Here is a 14,655-nt window from a genome sequence, read left to right as displayed (position 1 = left end):
GATCCAGTGGCTTCGGTTCTCTGTTTTCGCGAGCGTGTTCGGAGCTTTTCGCGAGAACCCCGTGATGGCGCCACTGGGCCCCGGCCTGCGCCGGAATGACGACCAGGTGGTTATTCGAGATTCCCTAAAGCTGGCTCATGCCGCCGTCGACAATAATTTCCGTACCGACAATAAAGGCGGACTCGCTGGCCGACAGATGCAGGATCGTGCTGGCGAGTTCTTCGGCGGTGCCAAAGCGGCCGACCGGGATTTGCGCCTGAAGCTGCGCGGCAGTGGCCTCATCCATGCCCAGCTTGCTGTGCAGTGGCGTGCGGATTGGCCCTGGGCTGACCACATTGACGCGTATGCCGCGCGGGAGCAGCTCGGCCGACAGGGTCTTGGCCAACGAGATCACCGCTGCCTTGCTTGCGGCATACACCGAGGACGCCGGCATGCCGATATGCGCGTTGATCGAGCCGTTGATGACGATCGACGCGCCCTGGTTGAGGAGTGGCAGCAGCGCCTGGATCTGGAAATACGCACCCTTGACATTCACATCGAACGATTGGTCCCACAGCGATTCGTCGACATCGGCGAACGCCGCGAACTTGGCCACGCCGGCGTTGATGAACACCGCATCGAGGGTCAGGCCTTTCGCGGTGAGTTCGTTTGCCAGCTGTCTGGCGGCGGGCAGGGAAGCGGCATCGTTGCCGATGGCTACCGAGGTGGCTCCCAGTTCGGCCTGGGCTTGTGCGAGGGATGTGGCGTCGCGTCCGGTAATGATGACGCGCGCGCCTTCGGCGGCATAAGCCTTTGCGGCAGCCAGGCCGATGCCGCTGTTGCCGCCCGTGACGAGTACGGTCTTGCCTTCGAAACGATTCATGGTGATGGACTCCGTCGTGGTGGATGTGTCTGGAACTGCTGCTCATGTTGATCCATGGTGGCTGGTTTGCCGTACCATGCTTTCGACGTACTCGTTCGAAAGGTTCGAATATGTTGTCCGACGATGAATTGGCCTTGCTGGAAGCCATTCAAGCCAGTGGAAGCCTGACCCGTGCGGCTGCGCGACTGGGAAAAGCGCCCTCGACCGTTTCGCATGCGGCGCGGCAACTGGAGGCGCGCTTCGACGCGTTGCTGTTCGATCGGCGGCGCTATCGCTTGCAGCTGACCCCGGCCGGCCAATTGCTGGCGCAAGAGGCGGCACGCTTGTCGCTGGACGTATCCCGCCTGACCCGGCGCGTGAAACAGGTGGCGCATGGTTGGGAAGACCGCCTGTGGATCGTGACGGACGAGCTTCTCGAGTACGAAACGCTGTTGCCGGTGGTACGTGCTTTCGATGCGTTGGAGTCGGGTGTTGCCTTGCGCCTGACACACGAAGTGCTTAGCGGTACGTGGGAAGCGCTGCGCGACGGACGCGCCGATCTGGTGGTGGGCGCCACCAACGAGCCCCCATCGATGCCCAGGCTGCGCTGGTTCGAGTTGGGTGTCGTCGAATGGGTATTTGCCATATCGCCTCGTCATCCGCTGGCCAAGGTCAAGGAGCCGCTGCAGCAGGAGCAGCTCACGCCGTACCGGGCAGTCGTTGTTGCCGATTCGTCGCGCGGTGTCGGCGGGCGGGGTTATGGCGTACTTGGCGGTCAGGCTACCTTGGCCGTGCCGAGCATGCGCGCGAAGATCCTGTCGCAGCGTGAAGGCCTGGGTGTTGGCTGGCTGCCGCGTCATCGCGTATCGACCTTACTTCGTAGCGGCGATCTTGTCGAAAAGCGCGTTGCCGAGGAGCGTGAACCCAATACGCTTTATGTGGCGTGGCATAGCGATCATGAGGGCAGGGCGTTGGCGTGGTGGCTGGAGCAACTGCGCAATCCACGACTGGCCAAGCGACTGACGCAGGGGATCAGTGTGCAGCCTTAGCCTGCGCGATAGGAGAGGCTCCCGCGAGCACCCAGCCCCCTCACCCAACCCTCTCCCCCGGCGAAGCCAGGGGAGAGGGAGCAAGTGACGAGAAGGCCAAGCACTGAGGTTCCCCTCAGTCAGTCCCCTCTCCCCTGGCTCAGCCGGGGGAGAGGGTTAGGGTGAGGGGGGCTTTAAGCCCTCGGTGCCAGAATCAACTCAAACCCACCCACGCACCCTATAAACCCACATCCCAAGATATTCCCGCAGGCACCGCGCACTCAGCGTAAGCGCAGCCCGCCGCGGCCACCACGAACTCGAAGGCCCCTGATATTCATCAGGCGCAGGCGCAGGAATCACCGCCACACCCTGCCGCGCGAAGCTCGCTTCAGCACGCGGCATATGAATACCCGACGTCACCAACAGAACATGGCGCAATTTCCGTTGCTTCAGCATGGCGATCGAATAAAGCGCATTCTGATGTGTATTGCGGCTGGCACCCTCGACGATCAGCGCCGCGTCCGGCACGCCTGCCTGTTGCAATCGGTGCGCCATCTTCAACGCCTGGTCGGCACCGGACAAAAGCAATGTGCCGGCACGTCCATCCTGAAAAAGCTGCAAACCAAAACCAAGCCGGGTTGCTTGCATGTCGGGATCGTCACTGTCCCAGTCCGGATCATTGGATAACTTCCCGCCACCCAGCACGACGATGGCATCGGCCTTCGGGTAGCCCGATGCATCGCGTTGTGCATACGGCCGCTCCAGTCCGCGTTGCAACCAGGTAGCGAATGTCGGTGCGGAGCACAGCGCAAGCCACAGCACGCCCAATGCGATCGCCGACGCGCCTGCGCCATAACGTCGCCGATAGATAAAAAAGATACCGATGACCAACAGGAGCGCCGTGTGTAGCGCGGGGTGGGTCAGGTGGCCGAGCTGTTGGACTAAACCCATGGGATCCGTGTCGCCGAAAAGGCGTTGCGGAGTTTCGCAAGGAGCATGCCATTGCCCTATCCGACCAACGGCATAGGCCGGCTAGCTGAGCTTTCTAGATCGTTTGCGATCGTTTTCGTCAAGGGCAACTAGTGTAGTGTGGTTTACAGTTTCAGACATTGGTGTGAGCCCAAATGAAGAATTTGCGCAGCCTTTTGATCGTAGGTCTGGCCGCCCTGTTGACCGCATGTGCCACAGGCGGAAGCACCAGTGCGCCACCGAAACCGGCAGGCGATGCGCAGGCGGTCAATACCTATTTGATCGGCGTCGACGATCAGCTGCAGATCACTGTGTGGCACAACCCGGATCTGAGCGTCAGCGTGCCGGTTCGCCCGGACGGCAAGATTACGGTGCCGCTGATCGGCGACGTCGTTGCCGGCGGCAAGACCACCGAAGAAGTCTCCGGTCAGATCAAGGACAAGCTGCAATCGTTCATACGCGACCCGCAGGTTGCCGTGATTCTTACCGCGCTGCGCAGCCACGAATATCTATCGCGCGTGCGTGTGACCGGCGCCGTGCGCAGCCCGATTTCGATTCCGTACCGGCAGGGCATGACGGTACTCGATGCCGTATTGGCGGCCGGCGGTACGACGGAATTTGCCGCACCCGACCGCACCGAGCTGTATCGCAGGAGCAGTGATGGCGACAACACCACGTCATACGCGGTGCGCCTGGAAAAAATTCTGCAACAGGGTGACCTGGCCAATAACTATCCGGTGCAGCCCGGCGACGTGATCACGGTGCCGCAGCGAGCTTTCTGATGTCACGGGAGCGGTTTCAAAGGGATTCAAGGGGGATGTCATGAGCGCGGAATTAGTACCTTTCGGTGGGGCGTTGCCCGCCTTGATCAGCGAAGCGCGAAGGCGCCGTGTCGGACTGGCGCTGCTGTTTGCCGTTATCGCGCTGGTCGCGCTAGCCGCCGGCCTGTTGTGGCCGAAGAAATACGAGGCGTCCACCACCATCCTGGCGCAGGAAAGCAGCATCATCACGCCATTGATGGAGGGGGCTGCATCGCCCACCGCCAACAAGAACCGCGCGGGCATCGCGCGTGACGTGATTTTCAGCCGCAAGGTGATGGGCGAAATACTGGCCATCGGCGGCTGGATGGCGACGAACCCTACGCCGGTCGAGCAGGATCGCCTTATCGAAGGCATCAAGTCGCGCACCATCGTGCAGACCTCACGCGACAACCTGATCACCATCAGTTATTCCGACTCCGATCCCAAGCGGGCCTTTGACGTCACCCGGCAGTTGGCCCAGCTGTTCATCAGCGAAAGTCTGGCATCCAAGCAGCGCGAGAGTCGCGACGCTTATGAGTTCATCAACAGCCAGGTGGAAACCTACCGTAAAAAGCTTACCGACGCCGAAGACAAGCTGAAGATCTATCGCGACGCCAATGCGGACGCGCGGCCTGGCAGCGAGGCGGATACCAATACCCGGATCAGCCAATTGCGCACGCAGATCGAAAGCACGCGCATGTACATGATGGAGAAGCAATCGCAGCAAGCGGCGCTCTCTGCGCAATTGAACGGCGAGTCCGAAGTCAATGCGGTGCAGACCACCGGCGGCCTTTATCAGACTCAGCTGGCCGGCCTGCAGAGTCAGCTCGACACCTTGCTGCTGACGTATACCGACGAATACCCGGACGTGATCCGCCTGCGGCATCAGATACAGGATTTGCGCCAGCAGCTGGCGCAGTCCGAACAGCTCAAGCAGAGCGCCGAGCGCTCCGGCACGCCGATGCCATTGGACAACGCCGTGCAGATGAATCCGCTGTATCAGCAGCTGAAGATCCAACTCGCTGGCGCGCGCGGCGACGCCGCGGGTGCGGCAGCACGGATCGGCGCCAGCGAGTCGATGCTGCAGTCCGAGCTGGAACGCAGCAAACGCATCGCCAATTCGGAAAACGTGACTGCTGAACTGACACGTGATTACAACGTCAATCGCGATGTCTACCAGGACTTGCTCAAGCGCCGCGAAAACGCTCGCGTGTCGATGAACCTGGACGCCGAGCAGCGTGGTCTCACCTTCCTGATCCAGAACCCGGCAGTGATGCCGTTGACTCCGTCGGGTCTGCGCTTCATGCACTTCAGCGTGGCGGGCCTTGCCATGTCGCTGGCGGTCCCATTCGGCCTGCTGTTTGCGCTGGTTCGTTTCGACCCGCGTGTGCGTTCGGCCTGGCAGCTCGAGCACACCACGGGCTTGCCTGTGCTGGCGTCGATTCCGTTCTATCCGACGCCGCGCGATCGCCGGCGCGAGCAGCTGAACAATTCGATGCTGCTGCTGATAGTCGTCGGAGTGGCCGCCATCTATCTGGCCCTGTTCTGGCTCCGGATGAAGGGGTAGATATGAAGAACGAAGACAGCGAGAAAATGTTCTCCCATCACATCAGCGATGTGCTGCAGGCTGCGGCCAGCAGTATCGAGACGCGCTCGTCGCATAGTCACTCGATCGCGCTGATGAGCGAGCAGGCCGGTGCTCTCGCTCCGCTGCAGCTCGAAGAGCGTCGCATGATCCATCGCGAAGAGTCGGCTCGCCGGCACTCCGATGCGTTTCGCGGCATTCGCACGCGTCTGCTCGAACTGGCGGGTCGGCAAAACTTCGTCACGCTGGTGGTTTCGGTCAGTCCGCATTGCGGTGGCAGCTTCGTTGCGCGCAATCTCGCTGCGGCCTTTGCGTTTGACGAAACCAAGACCAGCCTGCTGGTGGATTGCAATCTTCGCTATCCCAATCAGCACAAGGAACTGGGCGTCCTGCCGGTCAATGGCGGCCTGATCGATCTGCTGGAGCATCAGGCGCGCGGCATCGAATCGATCATCTATCCCACCGGCATTCCGCGCCTGCGCCTGATTCCGTCGGGCAGGGCACGGGAAAACGGTGGCGAGTATTTTTCTTCGTCACGGATGCGTACCGCCATCGATTCGCTGCGCAGCCGCTACGCCGATCGCTATCTGTTTCTCGACGGGCCGGCCATCAAGGGCTCGCCCGATGCACGCATTCTTTCGGACCTGGCCGATTTCGTGGTGGTGGTCGCCGGTTACGGCCGCGATACACCGGCATCGATCAGCCAGGCCGTGGCTAATTTCGAGCCGGACAAGCTCGCCGGGGTGGTTTTCAATCAGCCGCCCTAGAGCGGTTTTCAACGCTGTCGATGCACAACTTCACGCCGCTAAAGCTACCGGGAAAGGATGATGCCGGCTTCCACTACGCTTGCTCGTGCTCTTTTGCTCGTGTTTGCCGCCGCCCCTGGCGCGGTATGGGCGGGCAAGTTCGACTATTCGCTGTATATGGGCATCGAACATAGCGACAACATCACGCTGAGCACGACCGACCCGATCAGCCAGAACGTACTCATTCCGGGGCTCAATTTTACCTATCAGCAGCAAGGGTCCACGTTTCAGGCGAATGTGCTCGGTACGCTCGAGTATCGCGATTATCCGGGGAGTCGTTTCGACAACCAGACCCAGACCCAGCTCGCGGGGCAGGCCAACTGGACGGTCTTGCCGCAGCGGCTGGACTTGTCCGTCGAGGACTATGCGGCCGTGCAGCCGGTGGATTCGCTGGCGAGCAATGCGCCCGACAACCAGCAGCAGACCAATGTGCTTTCGGTAGGTCCGACACTGCATCTGCAGTTCGGCGACGCCATGCGCGGCCAGGCCGAGCTTCGCTACATCAACAGCTATGCGTCGAAAGTCAGCGAGTTCAATTCATCGCGTGGTGTTGCCGCGTTTCGTGTGTTCCGCGATATCAGCCCCACCGATCAGTTGTCGGCCAACGTCGAGACGCAGCGGGTGAGTTTTGAAAACGGTGCCGATGCCGGCCCGAACTACACGCGCAATGAAGGCTTTCTGCGTTACACCAGCAAGTTGGCGAAATTCAACGCCGACATATTGATTGGCTGGTCGCAACTGAGCTTCGATCACGCGCCCAGCGATTCCAGTCCGATGGCGCGCGTGACGCTGGGCTGGCAGCCGACCTTGCGCACGGGATTCACGGTGTCCGGATCCTACGAATACGCGGATGCGGCACAGGACATGATGCTCACGCCGGGGCAGACCACGATCACCGACCTCGGTGGCGGCACTGTGACCGGGAGCGGCATCAGCACGGGTAGCGCCGTCATCGATTCGCAGGTGTATCTGCAGCGATTGCTGGAGGCGACCTACACGTTCAACACCGAGCGCTGGACGTTCTCGGTCGCGCCTGTCTATCGGAAGCTGCATTACCTCAACGATCCGACTTTCGACCAGGTGGGGCGTGGCGGCAGCCTCAACGCAACCTATCGGTTGCGGCCCACCCTGCTGCTTTCGGCGTTCGCGGCTGGCGAGAAGCTCGAATACCAGACGCTCAATCGCACCGATCGAACCCTGCGTTTCGGTCTCGACTTGAACAGCCAGTGGACACCGCATTGGAGCTGGCACGCATCGGTGATCCGCCAGCGGCGAAACAGTAACGCGGTGGATCAGAGCTATCGCGAAACCGAGCTTTTTTTTGGCGTGGTGTACCGGCGATGATGATTACCAGCCCAGAAGCCGAGCTGCCCTTTTACTTCGGCGACGACGCGGCGCTGTTCGGACTCTTTCATGCCACCGGTGGGCCTGCGCGTCGCGCAGTGCTGTTGTGTCCGCCGTTGGGTCAGGATCATATCCGCTGCCATCGGCTGTATCGCCAGCTAGCCAATGCCTTGGCGGGCGAGGGTATTGCCGCGCTACGTTTCGACTACTACGGCACGGGCGATTCCGCAGGCGGGAGCGCGGATGTCGACTGGGAGCGCTGCGTGGCGGATATCGCCACCGCTGCCGACGAATTGCGCAGGCGTAGCGGCGCCGACCGGGTGATTGCCTTTGGTGCACGCCTGGGCGGCAGCATGGCCATCGCCGCGGCACCCGCCGCTCGCTTCGCCGGCCTGGTGGCCTGGGATCCGGTGTTCGATGGCGGAAGCTACGTGTCGCGCCTTGATGCCATGCAGTCGGCGTTGCGACAGGACCGACAACGATTCACACGTCCGCGTTCGGCATCGGATGTCGCCGAGCAATGGTTGGGATTTGCGACCAGTGAGCGCTTGCGCGGCCAGATTACCGAATTGCAGCTGGATACCTCGTCGGTGCCCACGCTGGTGCTGGACTCGCTCGGCGAGCTGCCTGACAGCGGCGTAGCCAATATCTCGGTCAAGAGGCTGGAGCCGGCCGCGCCCTGGGACGATCTGAATCGTCTGGAGGTGGCGATCTTGTCGCATCCGCTCATTCAGACCGTGACCAGCCATGTGAGGGCCTCGGCATGACACGCGAGCAGGCCTTCCGTTTCGGGCGTGCCAGGCACTTGGTCGGTATCGCTGGGGTGCCGGACGAAGCGTCAGCCGCCGTCGGCGTGATCGTGCTCAATGCCGGTCTGGTTCATCGCATCGGCCCGTTCCGCCTGCATGTGGAAATGACCCGGCGTCTCAATGCCCAGGGCTATCCAACCCTGCGCTTTGATTTATCCACATTGGGCGACAGCGGCTCCAGCGGCGAGTCGCAGACGAAAGTGCAGCAGGTTTGCGCCGATGTCGACGATGCCATGACGCTGCTCGGGCAGCAGGCCGGTTGCAATCGTTTCGTGCTGATTGGTCTTTGTTCCGGCGCTCAGAACGCCCACAGCGTGGCCTGCAACGACAACAAGGTGGCCGGCGTGGTGTTTCTCGACGGTTATGCGTATCGCACCTTCGGCTATCGCGTGCGGCACTACGTCCCGCGCCTGTTCGATATGGAACGTTGGCGTCATGCGCTTACGCGTAGTCGCAACCAGCAGGTTGCTGCGCCGCGCAGCCCGGAGCCGGTCTTCGCCGTGGCGCCTTCGCCGCAGGCGGTCGTACGCACGGATCTGGCCGGCATGATCGAGCGCGGCATGCGGCTGTGTCTGATCTATAGCGGTGGCATCAGCAACTACTTCAATCACGCGCGCCAGTTTCGCGAATGCTTTGGCAGCGTCATGAGCCATCCCTACGTCAGTACCAGTTTTCTGCGGGAAAGCGACCACACCTATATCTTGACCGGCGATCGCCACCGCTTGCTCGACAACATCGAGCACTGGATAGCAGAGAACTTCCCTATCGTTAAAGCGGGTACACGAGCATGAACAAGGTTCTTGTTACCGGAGGCGCCGGCTATATAGGCAGCCATGTGGTGCAGCAGCTGGTTGCGCGTGGCGACCGTGTCGTCGTCATCGACAACCTGAGCACCGGTTTTCGCGAAGCGGTACGCGGCGCCGAGCTCGTCGTCGGCAACGTTGGCGACACCTCGCTCGTTTCCCGGGTCATCGCCGAACATCAGGTCGATGCCGTCCTGCATTTCGCGGCGCACACCGTGGTGCCCGAATCGGTAAGCGATCCGCTCAAGTACTATGGCAACAACACCTGCAATACCCGCAATCTGTTGGCTTGCTGCGCCGAGGCCGGCGTGGACAAGTTCATTTTTTCGTCCACGGCCGCGGTGTACGGCTTTACCTCCGATGGCGTTGCCAACGAAGACACGCCGACCCAGCCGATCAATCCGTACGGCACCTCCAAGCTGATGTCCGAAACCATGTTGCGCGATCACTGTGCAACCGGTGCCATGCGGCATGTCATTCTGCGTTACTTCAATGTGGCCGGCTGCGACCCGCAAGGGCGCATCGGGCATTCCACGCCGCAGGCGACCCTGCTCATCAAGGTGGCCTGCGAGCACGCGGTCGGCAAGCGTGCCAGTCTCTCGGTATTCGGTACCGATTACGACACGCCTGATGGGACGGGGATCCGCGACTATATCCATGTCGACGACCTGGCCTCGGCGCATCTGCACGCCCTCGATCATCTGCGCGACGGCGGCGACTCGCTGACGCTCAATTGCGGTTATGGACACGGCTACAGCGTGCGCGAAGTGATCGATGCCGTGGAGCGCGTCGGCGGACAGCCGTTGAACGTGCTCGAGCTGCCGCGCCGACCGGGGGACTTGCCCAAACTGATTGCCAGCAGCATGCGACTCAAGCAGGTGCTGGGTTGGCAACCGCAATACGACGATCTGGACTTCATCGTGCGCACGGCGCTGATGTGGGAGTGGCAGCTCGCCCGTAAATCGCCATTGACGTCGGTGGCCTAGCCGATGGTCGTCGTATGCCAAGGATACTGATTCTGCTAGCCGGCATCGTCGCCATGACGATGGCGGCGGGTGCCTTTGCCAAGGGAAGCGCACCGAAGCCGGCTTCCTTGCCGCCGGGTGTGGTGCCTGAGCAAAGCATGGTGTTGCACAGAAACGCCGGGACGGATGCCGATGTGCAGGTGACGGTGGGTATTCCGTTTCCGCCCGGCATGCTGCGCGATGCGCGCCTTGTACGCATCCTCGACGACAAGGGCATGGAAGTGCCCGCGGCCGTGCAGGCGACACTGTTGTGGTATGCCAAGGACGGTAGCGTGCGTGCGGTGCGCGCTCAGTTTCGTGCTCATCTGGACGCCAAACCGGCCACTTATTACTTTGCACTCGGTCAGCCGCGACAGCACGATCTTGCCGGTTGGCCTTATGCAAATGGACTGGTCGACAGCGGGCAGGGTTTGCGCGCCCCGGCGGTATTGGCAACGTTGACACCGAGCTGGCTATGCGCCTCGTTGCTGGCGGGCCCGCAACTGCCGGCCGCGTCCGACGAAGCGTATGCCGGCTACGTTGCCGCGCAGTTCCAATGGGCGAAGAAGCTACCGGCGAGCGACCCGACGGCCTGGCTGTTCGACCGTCCCTCGACGCTTTACAAGGCGTATATACGCACCGGTCGTTTCGACTATCTGCAGGCGGCCGATCTCAGCTATCGCTTCTACATGAAATACATCCGTCGCGATGGCTTGCCTATCAGCCCGCAATGCGCCGGCGGCTGGACCTATGGCGACAAGCCTTGCGACGTGAAATATGTCTACCTGGAACCGATCCTGCTTTCGCTGGCCCTGACCGGCGACGACAGCGAGCACGATGCGGCCACGGTCGACCATATGATGACGCTTTGGCAGAACGGCGGCTGGAACAATCGTGCCGGTCCTTATCGGCACGCTTCGGACTATTTCACCGAACGGCTGGCCGGGCTCGGCTTGCTGGAAACGGTCAGCGGTTATGAGCTGACCGGCGACAAGCGCTATCTGGAACGCATCAACGAGCGCGTCGGCTGGCTTTACGATCATCAGCACAACAATCCGGACCAGTTGGGCAACGACGGCTCGTGGCGCAACAGTTGGAATCTGCACGAGAACGATAGCTGGAATCCCGGCACTGACGTGCGTGGTAGCTCGCCGTGGATGACGGAGAATATTATCGACGGGCTGTGGCACGCATGGTTGGTAACCGACGATCCGCGCATCCCTGAAATGATTACCGGCTTCGGCCGGTATCTCGAACGTTATGGTTGGATCGCGCAGGAACGGTTGGTCCATCCGCATGATTGGCGCAATCCCTGTTCCGGTGCCGGTGGACAGATCGCCTGGTACTGGTCGTCCGCGCATGCGACCGACCAGGCCATCACCGGTATCCAGGAATCGGAAGGCTGGTACAGCGATGCCCACAACGTCGAGCTGGGATTGCCGATTGCCGCGGCCTATTACTTCGAGCGCGACCCGACGCAACGCGCCGCGTTGAAGCATCGTTTCGATGCATTGGCCGCCTCCTACGACAAGACCTGTGCCGCTGCCGACGATACCTTGCGGCGCTTCAACTGGAACAACCGCGGCAGCGGCGTCGCGCAATGGCTGATCCGCCAGCCGCCAGGTAGTGGCGCTGCGCTCACGATAGCCCGGCGGGCTACGCCATGAATCGTCGTCTGGCCGTACTGCGCAGCGTGACCATCGTTTCGGTGTCGAGTTATATCGAATACGCGCTCGGCCTGGTCGTCAGCATCTGGATTGCGCGAGCGTTGGGACCGGCCGACTTCGGCCGTTACGCGTTTACCGTATGGTTGTGCGGCTGGCTGATTACCTGCAGCAACCACGCCTTGACGACATCGTCGACCAAGTTTATCGCCGAAGCCGATGGCTCCGGTGCAACCCGTATTGCATCGCATATCGCCTATCGCCTGAGCCAGGTGCAGCATCTGAGCTCGCTGATCGTGATGGCGATCTTTCTGCTGGTCGTCTTTATCGTCAGGCCGGACGAGTGGGAGGGTTTCCTTCTGCCGGTGACTGGCCTGGTCGTCATCGCGACGGTGGCCAAAGCCAATTACGGCATGCTGGTGGCCATCGAGAAAGGCCAGGAACATTTCGAGCCCGAAGCGATAGCCGTGGTGGGCGCGGGAGCCATCGGTATCGTGCTGGTGATCGGGGCGACGCTGGCACATGCAGGGCTGTTGGCATTCATCGCACTGTTTGCGATTGCGTCGCTGCTGCTCAATCTGATCAATCGATTTGCCTATCGTCGTTACTGTCAGCCTTATGAAGCCGGTCCGATCCCCGTGGAAATGCGTGCGCGGCTGTCGCGGCATCTGCGACTGACGGCGATGCTGGTACTGCTGGGCTCCTTCAAGGCCGGTACTTTTGAGGTGTTCCTGCTCAATACGTTCAGCGGTTCCACGGCGGTAGGTTTCTTTGCGATCGCGGTGACACTGACGCGCGGTGCCGTGCAGCTTTTCTCGGTGGGACTGACCAGCACCTTGCTGCCTTACATGGCCAAGTCGTTCGGCGAGCACGGCCACGACCGTACGGCATATTTCCTGGCCGAGGCCACGCGTTTCTATTGGGCGGTCGGCTTGATTATTGCGGGGCTCGGCTTTGTGACGACACCTGAGATCGTCACCTTGATGTACGGCAACCGCTATGTCGATGCCATCCCGGCCATCGAGTCCTTCCTGGTCCTGGCGGGCTTGCTGCTTATAGGAAACGGGATCGGCGCCTTCCAGACCGTGGTGGACCGTCAAGCCGATCGCGTACGCGTGACGGTTGTTTCGCTTGTCGCCAATGCCGTATTCGGACTGTTGCTGGTACCGCCGCTTGGCCTGCCGGGTGCCGTCCTCGCTTATGCGGCAACGCGACTGACCGAGCTGGGCCTGGCGATTTATTACCTGCGCCGGGCCACCAGCCACGGTCTGCCGGTGGCGGCCATGGCAAAGTTGTTCGTGGTCGGTGCGATGGCGACGGGCGCTGCGTGGCTGGTGACGGCGTGGACACCAGGGCACTACGGATTCCTGCTCGGCAGCGTCGTGTTCGTCGCCATCTTCACGCCGGGCAGCGTGTGGGTGGGGTACTGGAGCAGTGACGACTTCCGCCTGATGGCTTCGATCGCCGCTCGGCTCGGTCCGCCGGGACGCATGGTGATGCGTGGCTTGAACAACCTGCAGCGGCCTCCCGTGAACTCCGTGCCATGACTACGCCTCAGGAAGCGCGCTTGTCCTGTACGGTGATCGGTACCACCGTGGCGCTGCATGCATCGCGCGACGAACTGGCGCGACTGGCCGAAACCACGGGCGCTGCCTCGGGCATTGTCCAGCACCCTGATTGGCTGGCGTTCGAGTTGGCGTGGCGTGGTTCGGAGGCGACCCTGCATCTGGTGGTTGCCAGCAACGGGCTGGGGCAGGTGATTGGTTACGCTCCCTTCCTGGTGGAGCAGCACCGCGCCCAACTGGCGCTGGGCAAGTATCGGGTTTCGATCTACCGCGGCCGGACATGGCGTTTGCTGGGTGCCGGCGTCGTAGCATTGCCCGACGATCGTTCCCTGGTCGAGCGGATGATTGCCGACGTGTTGCAGCGGGATCGCTCGGTGCGTGTCATGCGGATCCAGGAAACGGAGCTGCCTAATCGATTTGCGGCGGCGTTGTCGCAAGGTAAGCGAACGTTCGCCACCGTCCAGGCCAATCTGCTCGATCAACTGAACTGGGTGATCCAACCGCAAGGCTCATCGGCGGCGTATCTGGCTACGCTCGGTTCGAAGCGGCGTAATGACCTGACGCGGCGGTTGCGCAATGTGTACAAGAAGCTGGGCGACCAGGCTGAGTTGCGTCTGTTTGATCGTGCGGAGCAGATCGACGAATACGCGGCGCTGATGAACCAGGTCTATGCACGTAGCTGGCATGCGTCCGCGCAGGCGATCGATTGGGAACTGCCCGCGCGACGCAACCTGTTTCAGCATTTGGCCGCAGGAGAGCAGGTTATCGGTCATATGTTGATGCTGGGTGAGCGTCCGATCGCTTATGTGCATGGTTATCGGTTGGGTGGGCGTTATCTGCTCGACGATACGGGGTATGACGAAGAATTCGCGTCGCTGGGCGTGGGGTCGGCGCTGGTGTTTCAAGCGGTGCAGGATTTGCTTGATCGTTATCCTGGGGAAGTTATCGATTTTGGGTATGGCGATAATCAGTACAAGCGGGTGCTTGCTGATCGGCAAACTGCATGTGGGTCGCTGTATGTGGTTCGCGGACTGCTGCCGCGCCTCTGCTTCGGAGTGATTGCGCCTGTGCGCCGGTTGTACCAGCGTGCGCACAAGGCAATGCGTAAGACAGATTGATACGAAGCTAGGCGTTTCAAGATGTTTGTAGGAGCGACTTCAGTCGCGACAGGCCGTGATGTAACCGTGCGTTGTGCTTGAAAATATGAAGCCGGTTTCGGCTGTGCCCGGTTCTTGCCTGTGTGTTCGGGCGACCTGGCCGCTTACGCAGCGGGCGTTTCACTCGCCTGCCGGCGAGCGAGTCACTTTCTCTTTGCTGGCCCACGCACGTAGTGCGAACGGCGAAGCCGGCCCGGAGGGCGGAGGACCTTTAGGTCCGGAGTAAAGAGAAAGTAACCAAAGAGAGAATGGCCTTTAGAGCCAAGGCTCTGAGCAGCAT

Annotated in this window: 13 protein-coding genes; 11 read left to right on the top strand and 2 right to left on the bottom strand. The window is 61.4% G+C overall.

Annotation, left to right across the window (positions count from 1 at the left end; translation table 11 throughout):
* Positions 1-124: 124 nt before the first annotated feature.
* Positions 125-862, bottom strand: a complete 738-nt coding sequence (locus ACZ6WW_RS14925; RefSeq protein ID WP_465274909.1) for an SDR family oxidoreductase — start codon at positions 860-862, stop codon at positions 125-127.
* A gap of 110 nt (positions 863-972) precedes the next feature.
* On the opposite strand from ACZ6WW_RS14925, the gene ACZ6WW_RS14920 reads away from it, so the two are divergent.
* Complete coding sequence (locus ACZ6WW_RS14920) at positions 973-1,890, top strand: LysR family transcriptional regulator (protein WP_465274908.1); 918 nt, start codon at positions 973-975, stop codon at positions 1,888-1,890.
* 198 nt (positions 1,891-2,088) lie between these two features.
* On the opposite strand, the gene ACZ6WW_RS14915 is transcribed toward ACZ6WW_RS14920, so the two are convergent.
* Positions 2,089-2,820 carry a YdcF family protein gene (locus ACZ6WW_RS14915; RefSeq protein ID WP_465274907.1) on the bottom strand — a complete coding sequence of 244 codons (732 nt, stop codon included), beginning with the start codon at positions 2,818-2,820 and terminating at the stop codon, positions 2,089-2,091.
* 173 nt (positions 2,821-2,993) lie between these two features.
* Here ACZ6WW_RS14915 and ACZ6WW_RS14910 point away from each other — a divergent pair, with 173 nt between their 5' ends.
* From ACZ6WW_RS14910 to ACZ6WW_RS14865, 10 genes are read left to right on the top strand one after another with little or no spacing between them, the layout of a single operon-like run.
* Positions 2,994-3,620, top strand: a complete 627-nt coding sequence (locus tag ACZ6WW_RS14910; protein ID WP_465274906.1) for an XrtA/PEP-CTERM system exopolysaccharide export protein — start codon at positions 2,994-2,996, stop codon at positions 3,618-3,620.
* Positions 3,621-3,660: 40 nt separating this feature from the next.
* Positions 3,661-5,205 carry an XrtA system polysaccharide chain length determinant gene (locus ACZ6WW_RS14905; protein WP_465274905.1) on the top strand — a complete coding sequence of 515 codons (1,545 nt, stop codon included), beginning with the start codon at positions 3,661-3,663 and terminating at the stop codon, positions 5,203-5,205.
* A gap of 2 nt (positions 5,206-5,207) precedes the next feature.
* Positions 5,208-5,990, top strand: a complete 783-nt coding sequence (locus ACZ6WW_RS14900; RefSeq protein ID WP_465274904.1) for a CpsD/CapB family tyrosine-protein kinase — start codon at positions 5,208-5,210, stop codon at positions 5,988-5,990.
* A 60-nt stretch (positions 5,991-6,050) separates the two neighbouring features.
* Positions 6,051-7,373, top strand: coding sequence for a hypothetical protein (locus tag ACZ6WW_RS14895; protein WP_465274903.1), 1,323 nt, complete (start codon positions 6,051-6,053; stop codon positions 7,371-7,373).
* Positions 7,370-8,140, top strand: coding sequence for an alpha/beta fold hydrolase (locus ACZ6WW_RS14890; protein ID WP_465274902.1), 771 nt, complete (start codon positions 7,370-7,372; stop codon positions 8,138-8,140). The genes ACZ6WW_RS14895 and ACZ6WW_RS14890 overlap by 4 nt, the downstream gene beginning before the upstream one ends.
* The gene (locus tag ACZ6WW_RS14885; protein WP_281848986.1) at positions 8,137-8,973 is read left to right on the top strand and encodes an alpha/beta fold hydrolase; all 837 of its coding nucleotides are present in this window, start codon (positions 8,137-8,139) and stop codon (positions 8,971-8,973) included. The genes ACZ6WW_RS14890 and ACZ6WW_RS14885 overlap by 4 nt, the downstream gene beginning before the upstream one ends.
* Positions 8,970-9,971, top strand: coding sequence for a UDP-glucose 4-epimerase GalE (galE, locus tag ACZ6WW_RS14880; RefSeq protein WP_465274901.1), 1,002 nt, complete (start codon positions 8,970-8,972; stop codon positions 9,969-9,971). The genes ACZ6WW_RS14885 and galE overlap by 4 nt, the downstream gene beginning before the upstream one ends.
* Positions 9,972-9,985: 14 nt before the next feature.
* Positions 9,986-11,656 (top strand): hypothetical protein, encoded by a 1,671-nt coding sequence (locus tag ACZ6WW_RS14875; RefSeq protein WP_465274900.1) that lies wholly within the window; start codon positions 9,986-9,988, stop codon positions 11,654-11,656.
* Complete coding sequence (locus ACZ6WW_RS14870) at positions 11,653-13,200, top strand: oligosaccharide flippase family protein (RefSeq protein WP_465274899.1); 1,548 nt, start codon at positions 11,653-11,655, stop codon at positions 13,198-13,200. Before ACZ6WW_RS14875 ends, ACZ6WW_RS14870 begins: the two co-directional genes overlap by 4 nt.
* Positions 13,197-14,336, top strand: coding sequence for a GNAT family N-acetyltransferase (locus ACZ6WW_RS14865; protein ID WP_465274898.1), 1,140 nt, complete (start codon positions 13,197-13,199; stop codon positions 14,334-14,336). Before ACZ6WW_RS14870 ends, ACZ6WW_RS14865 begins: the two co-directional genes overlap by 4 nt.
* The last annotated feature ends 319 nt before the right edge of the window (positions 14,337-14,655 follow it).

Source organism: Dyella sp. NPDC103356 (assembly GCF_055584465.1).
This window is presented reverse-complemented; position numbering and strand designations above follow the sequence as displayed.

Bases quoted from the DNA above. Each gene is read 5' to 3' on its own strand.
- ACZ6WW_RS14925 (WP_465274909.1), bottom strand. From the start codon at position 862: ATGAATCGTTTCGAAGGCAAGACCGTACTCGTCACGGGCGGCAACAGC.
- ACZ6WW_RS14920 (WP_465274908.1), top strand. From the start codon at position 973: ATGTTGTCCGACGATGAATTGGCCTTGCTGGAAGCCATTCAAGCCAGT.
- ACZ6WW_RS14915 (WP_465274907.1), bottom strand. From the start codon at position 2,820: ATGGGTTTAGTCCAACAGCTCGGCCACCTGACCCACCCCGCGCTACAC.
- ACZ6WW_RS14910 (WP_465274906.1), top strand. From the start codon at position 2,994: ATGAAGAATTTGCGCAGCCTTTTGATCGTAGGTCTGGCCGCCCTGTTG.
- ACZ6WW_RS14905 (WP_465274905.1), top strand. From the start codon at position 3,661: ATGAGCGCGGAATTAGTACCTTTCGGTGGGGCGTTGCCCGCCTTGATC.
- ACZ6WW_RS14900 (WP_465274904.1), top strand. From the start codon at position 5,208: ATGAAGAACGAAGACAGCGAGAAAATGTTCTCCCATCACATCAGCGAT.
- ACZ6WW_RS14895 (WP_465274903.1), top strand. From the start codon at position 6,051: ATGCCGGCTTCCACTACGCTTGCTCGTGCTCTTTTGCTCGTGTTTGCC.
- ACZ6WW_RS14890 (WP_465274902.1), top strand. From the start codon at position 7,370: ATGATGATTACCAGCCCAGAAGCCGAGCTGCCCTTTTACTTCGGCGAC.
- ACZ6WW_RS14885 (WP_281848986.1), top strand. From the start codon at position 8,137: ATGACACGCGAGCAGGCCTTCCGTTTCGGGCGTGCCAGGCACTTGGTC.
- galE (WP_465274901.1), top strand. From the start codon at position 8,970: ATGAACAAGGTTCTTGTTACCGGAGGCGCCGGCTATATAGGCAGCCAT.
- ACZ6WW_RS14875 (WP_465274900.1), top strand. From the start codon at position 9,986: ATGCCAAGGATACTGATTCTGCTAGCCGGCATCGTCGCCATGACGATG.
- ACZ6WW_RS14870 (WP_465274899.1), top strand. From the start codon at position 11,653: ATGAATCGTCGTCTGGCCGTACTGCGCAGCGTGACCATCGTTTCGGTG.
- ACZ6WW_RS14865 (WP_465274898.1), top strand. From the start codon at position 13,197: ATGACTACGCCTCAGGAAGCGCGCTTGTCCTGTACGGTGATCGGTACC.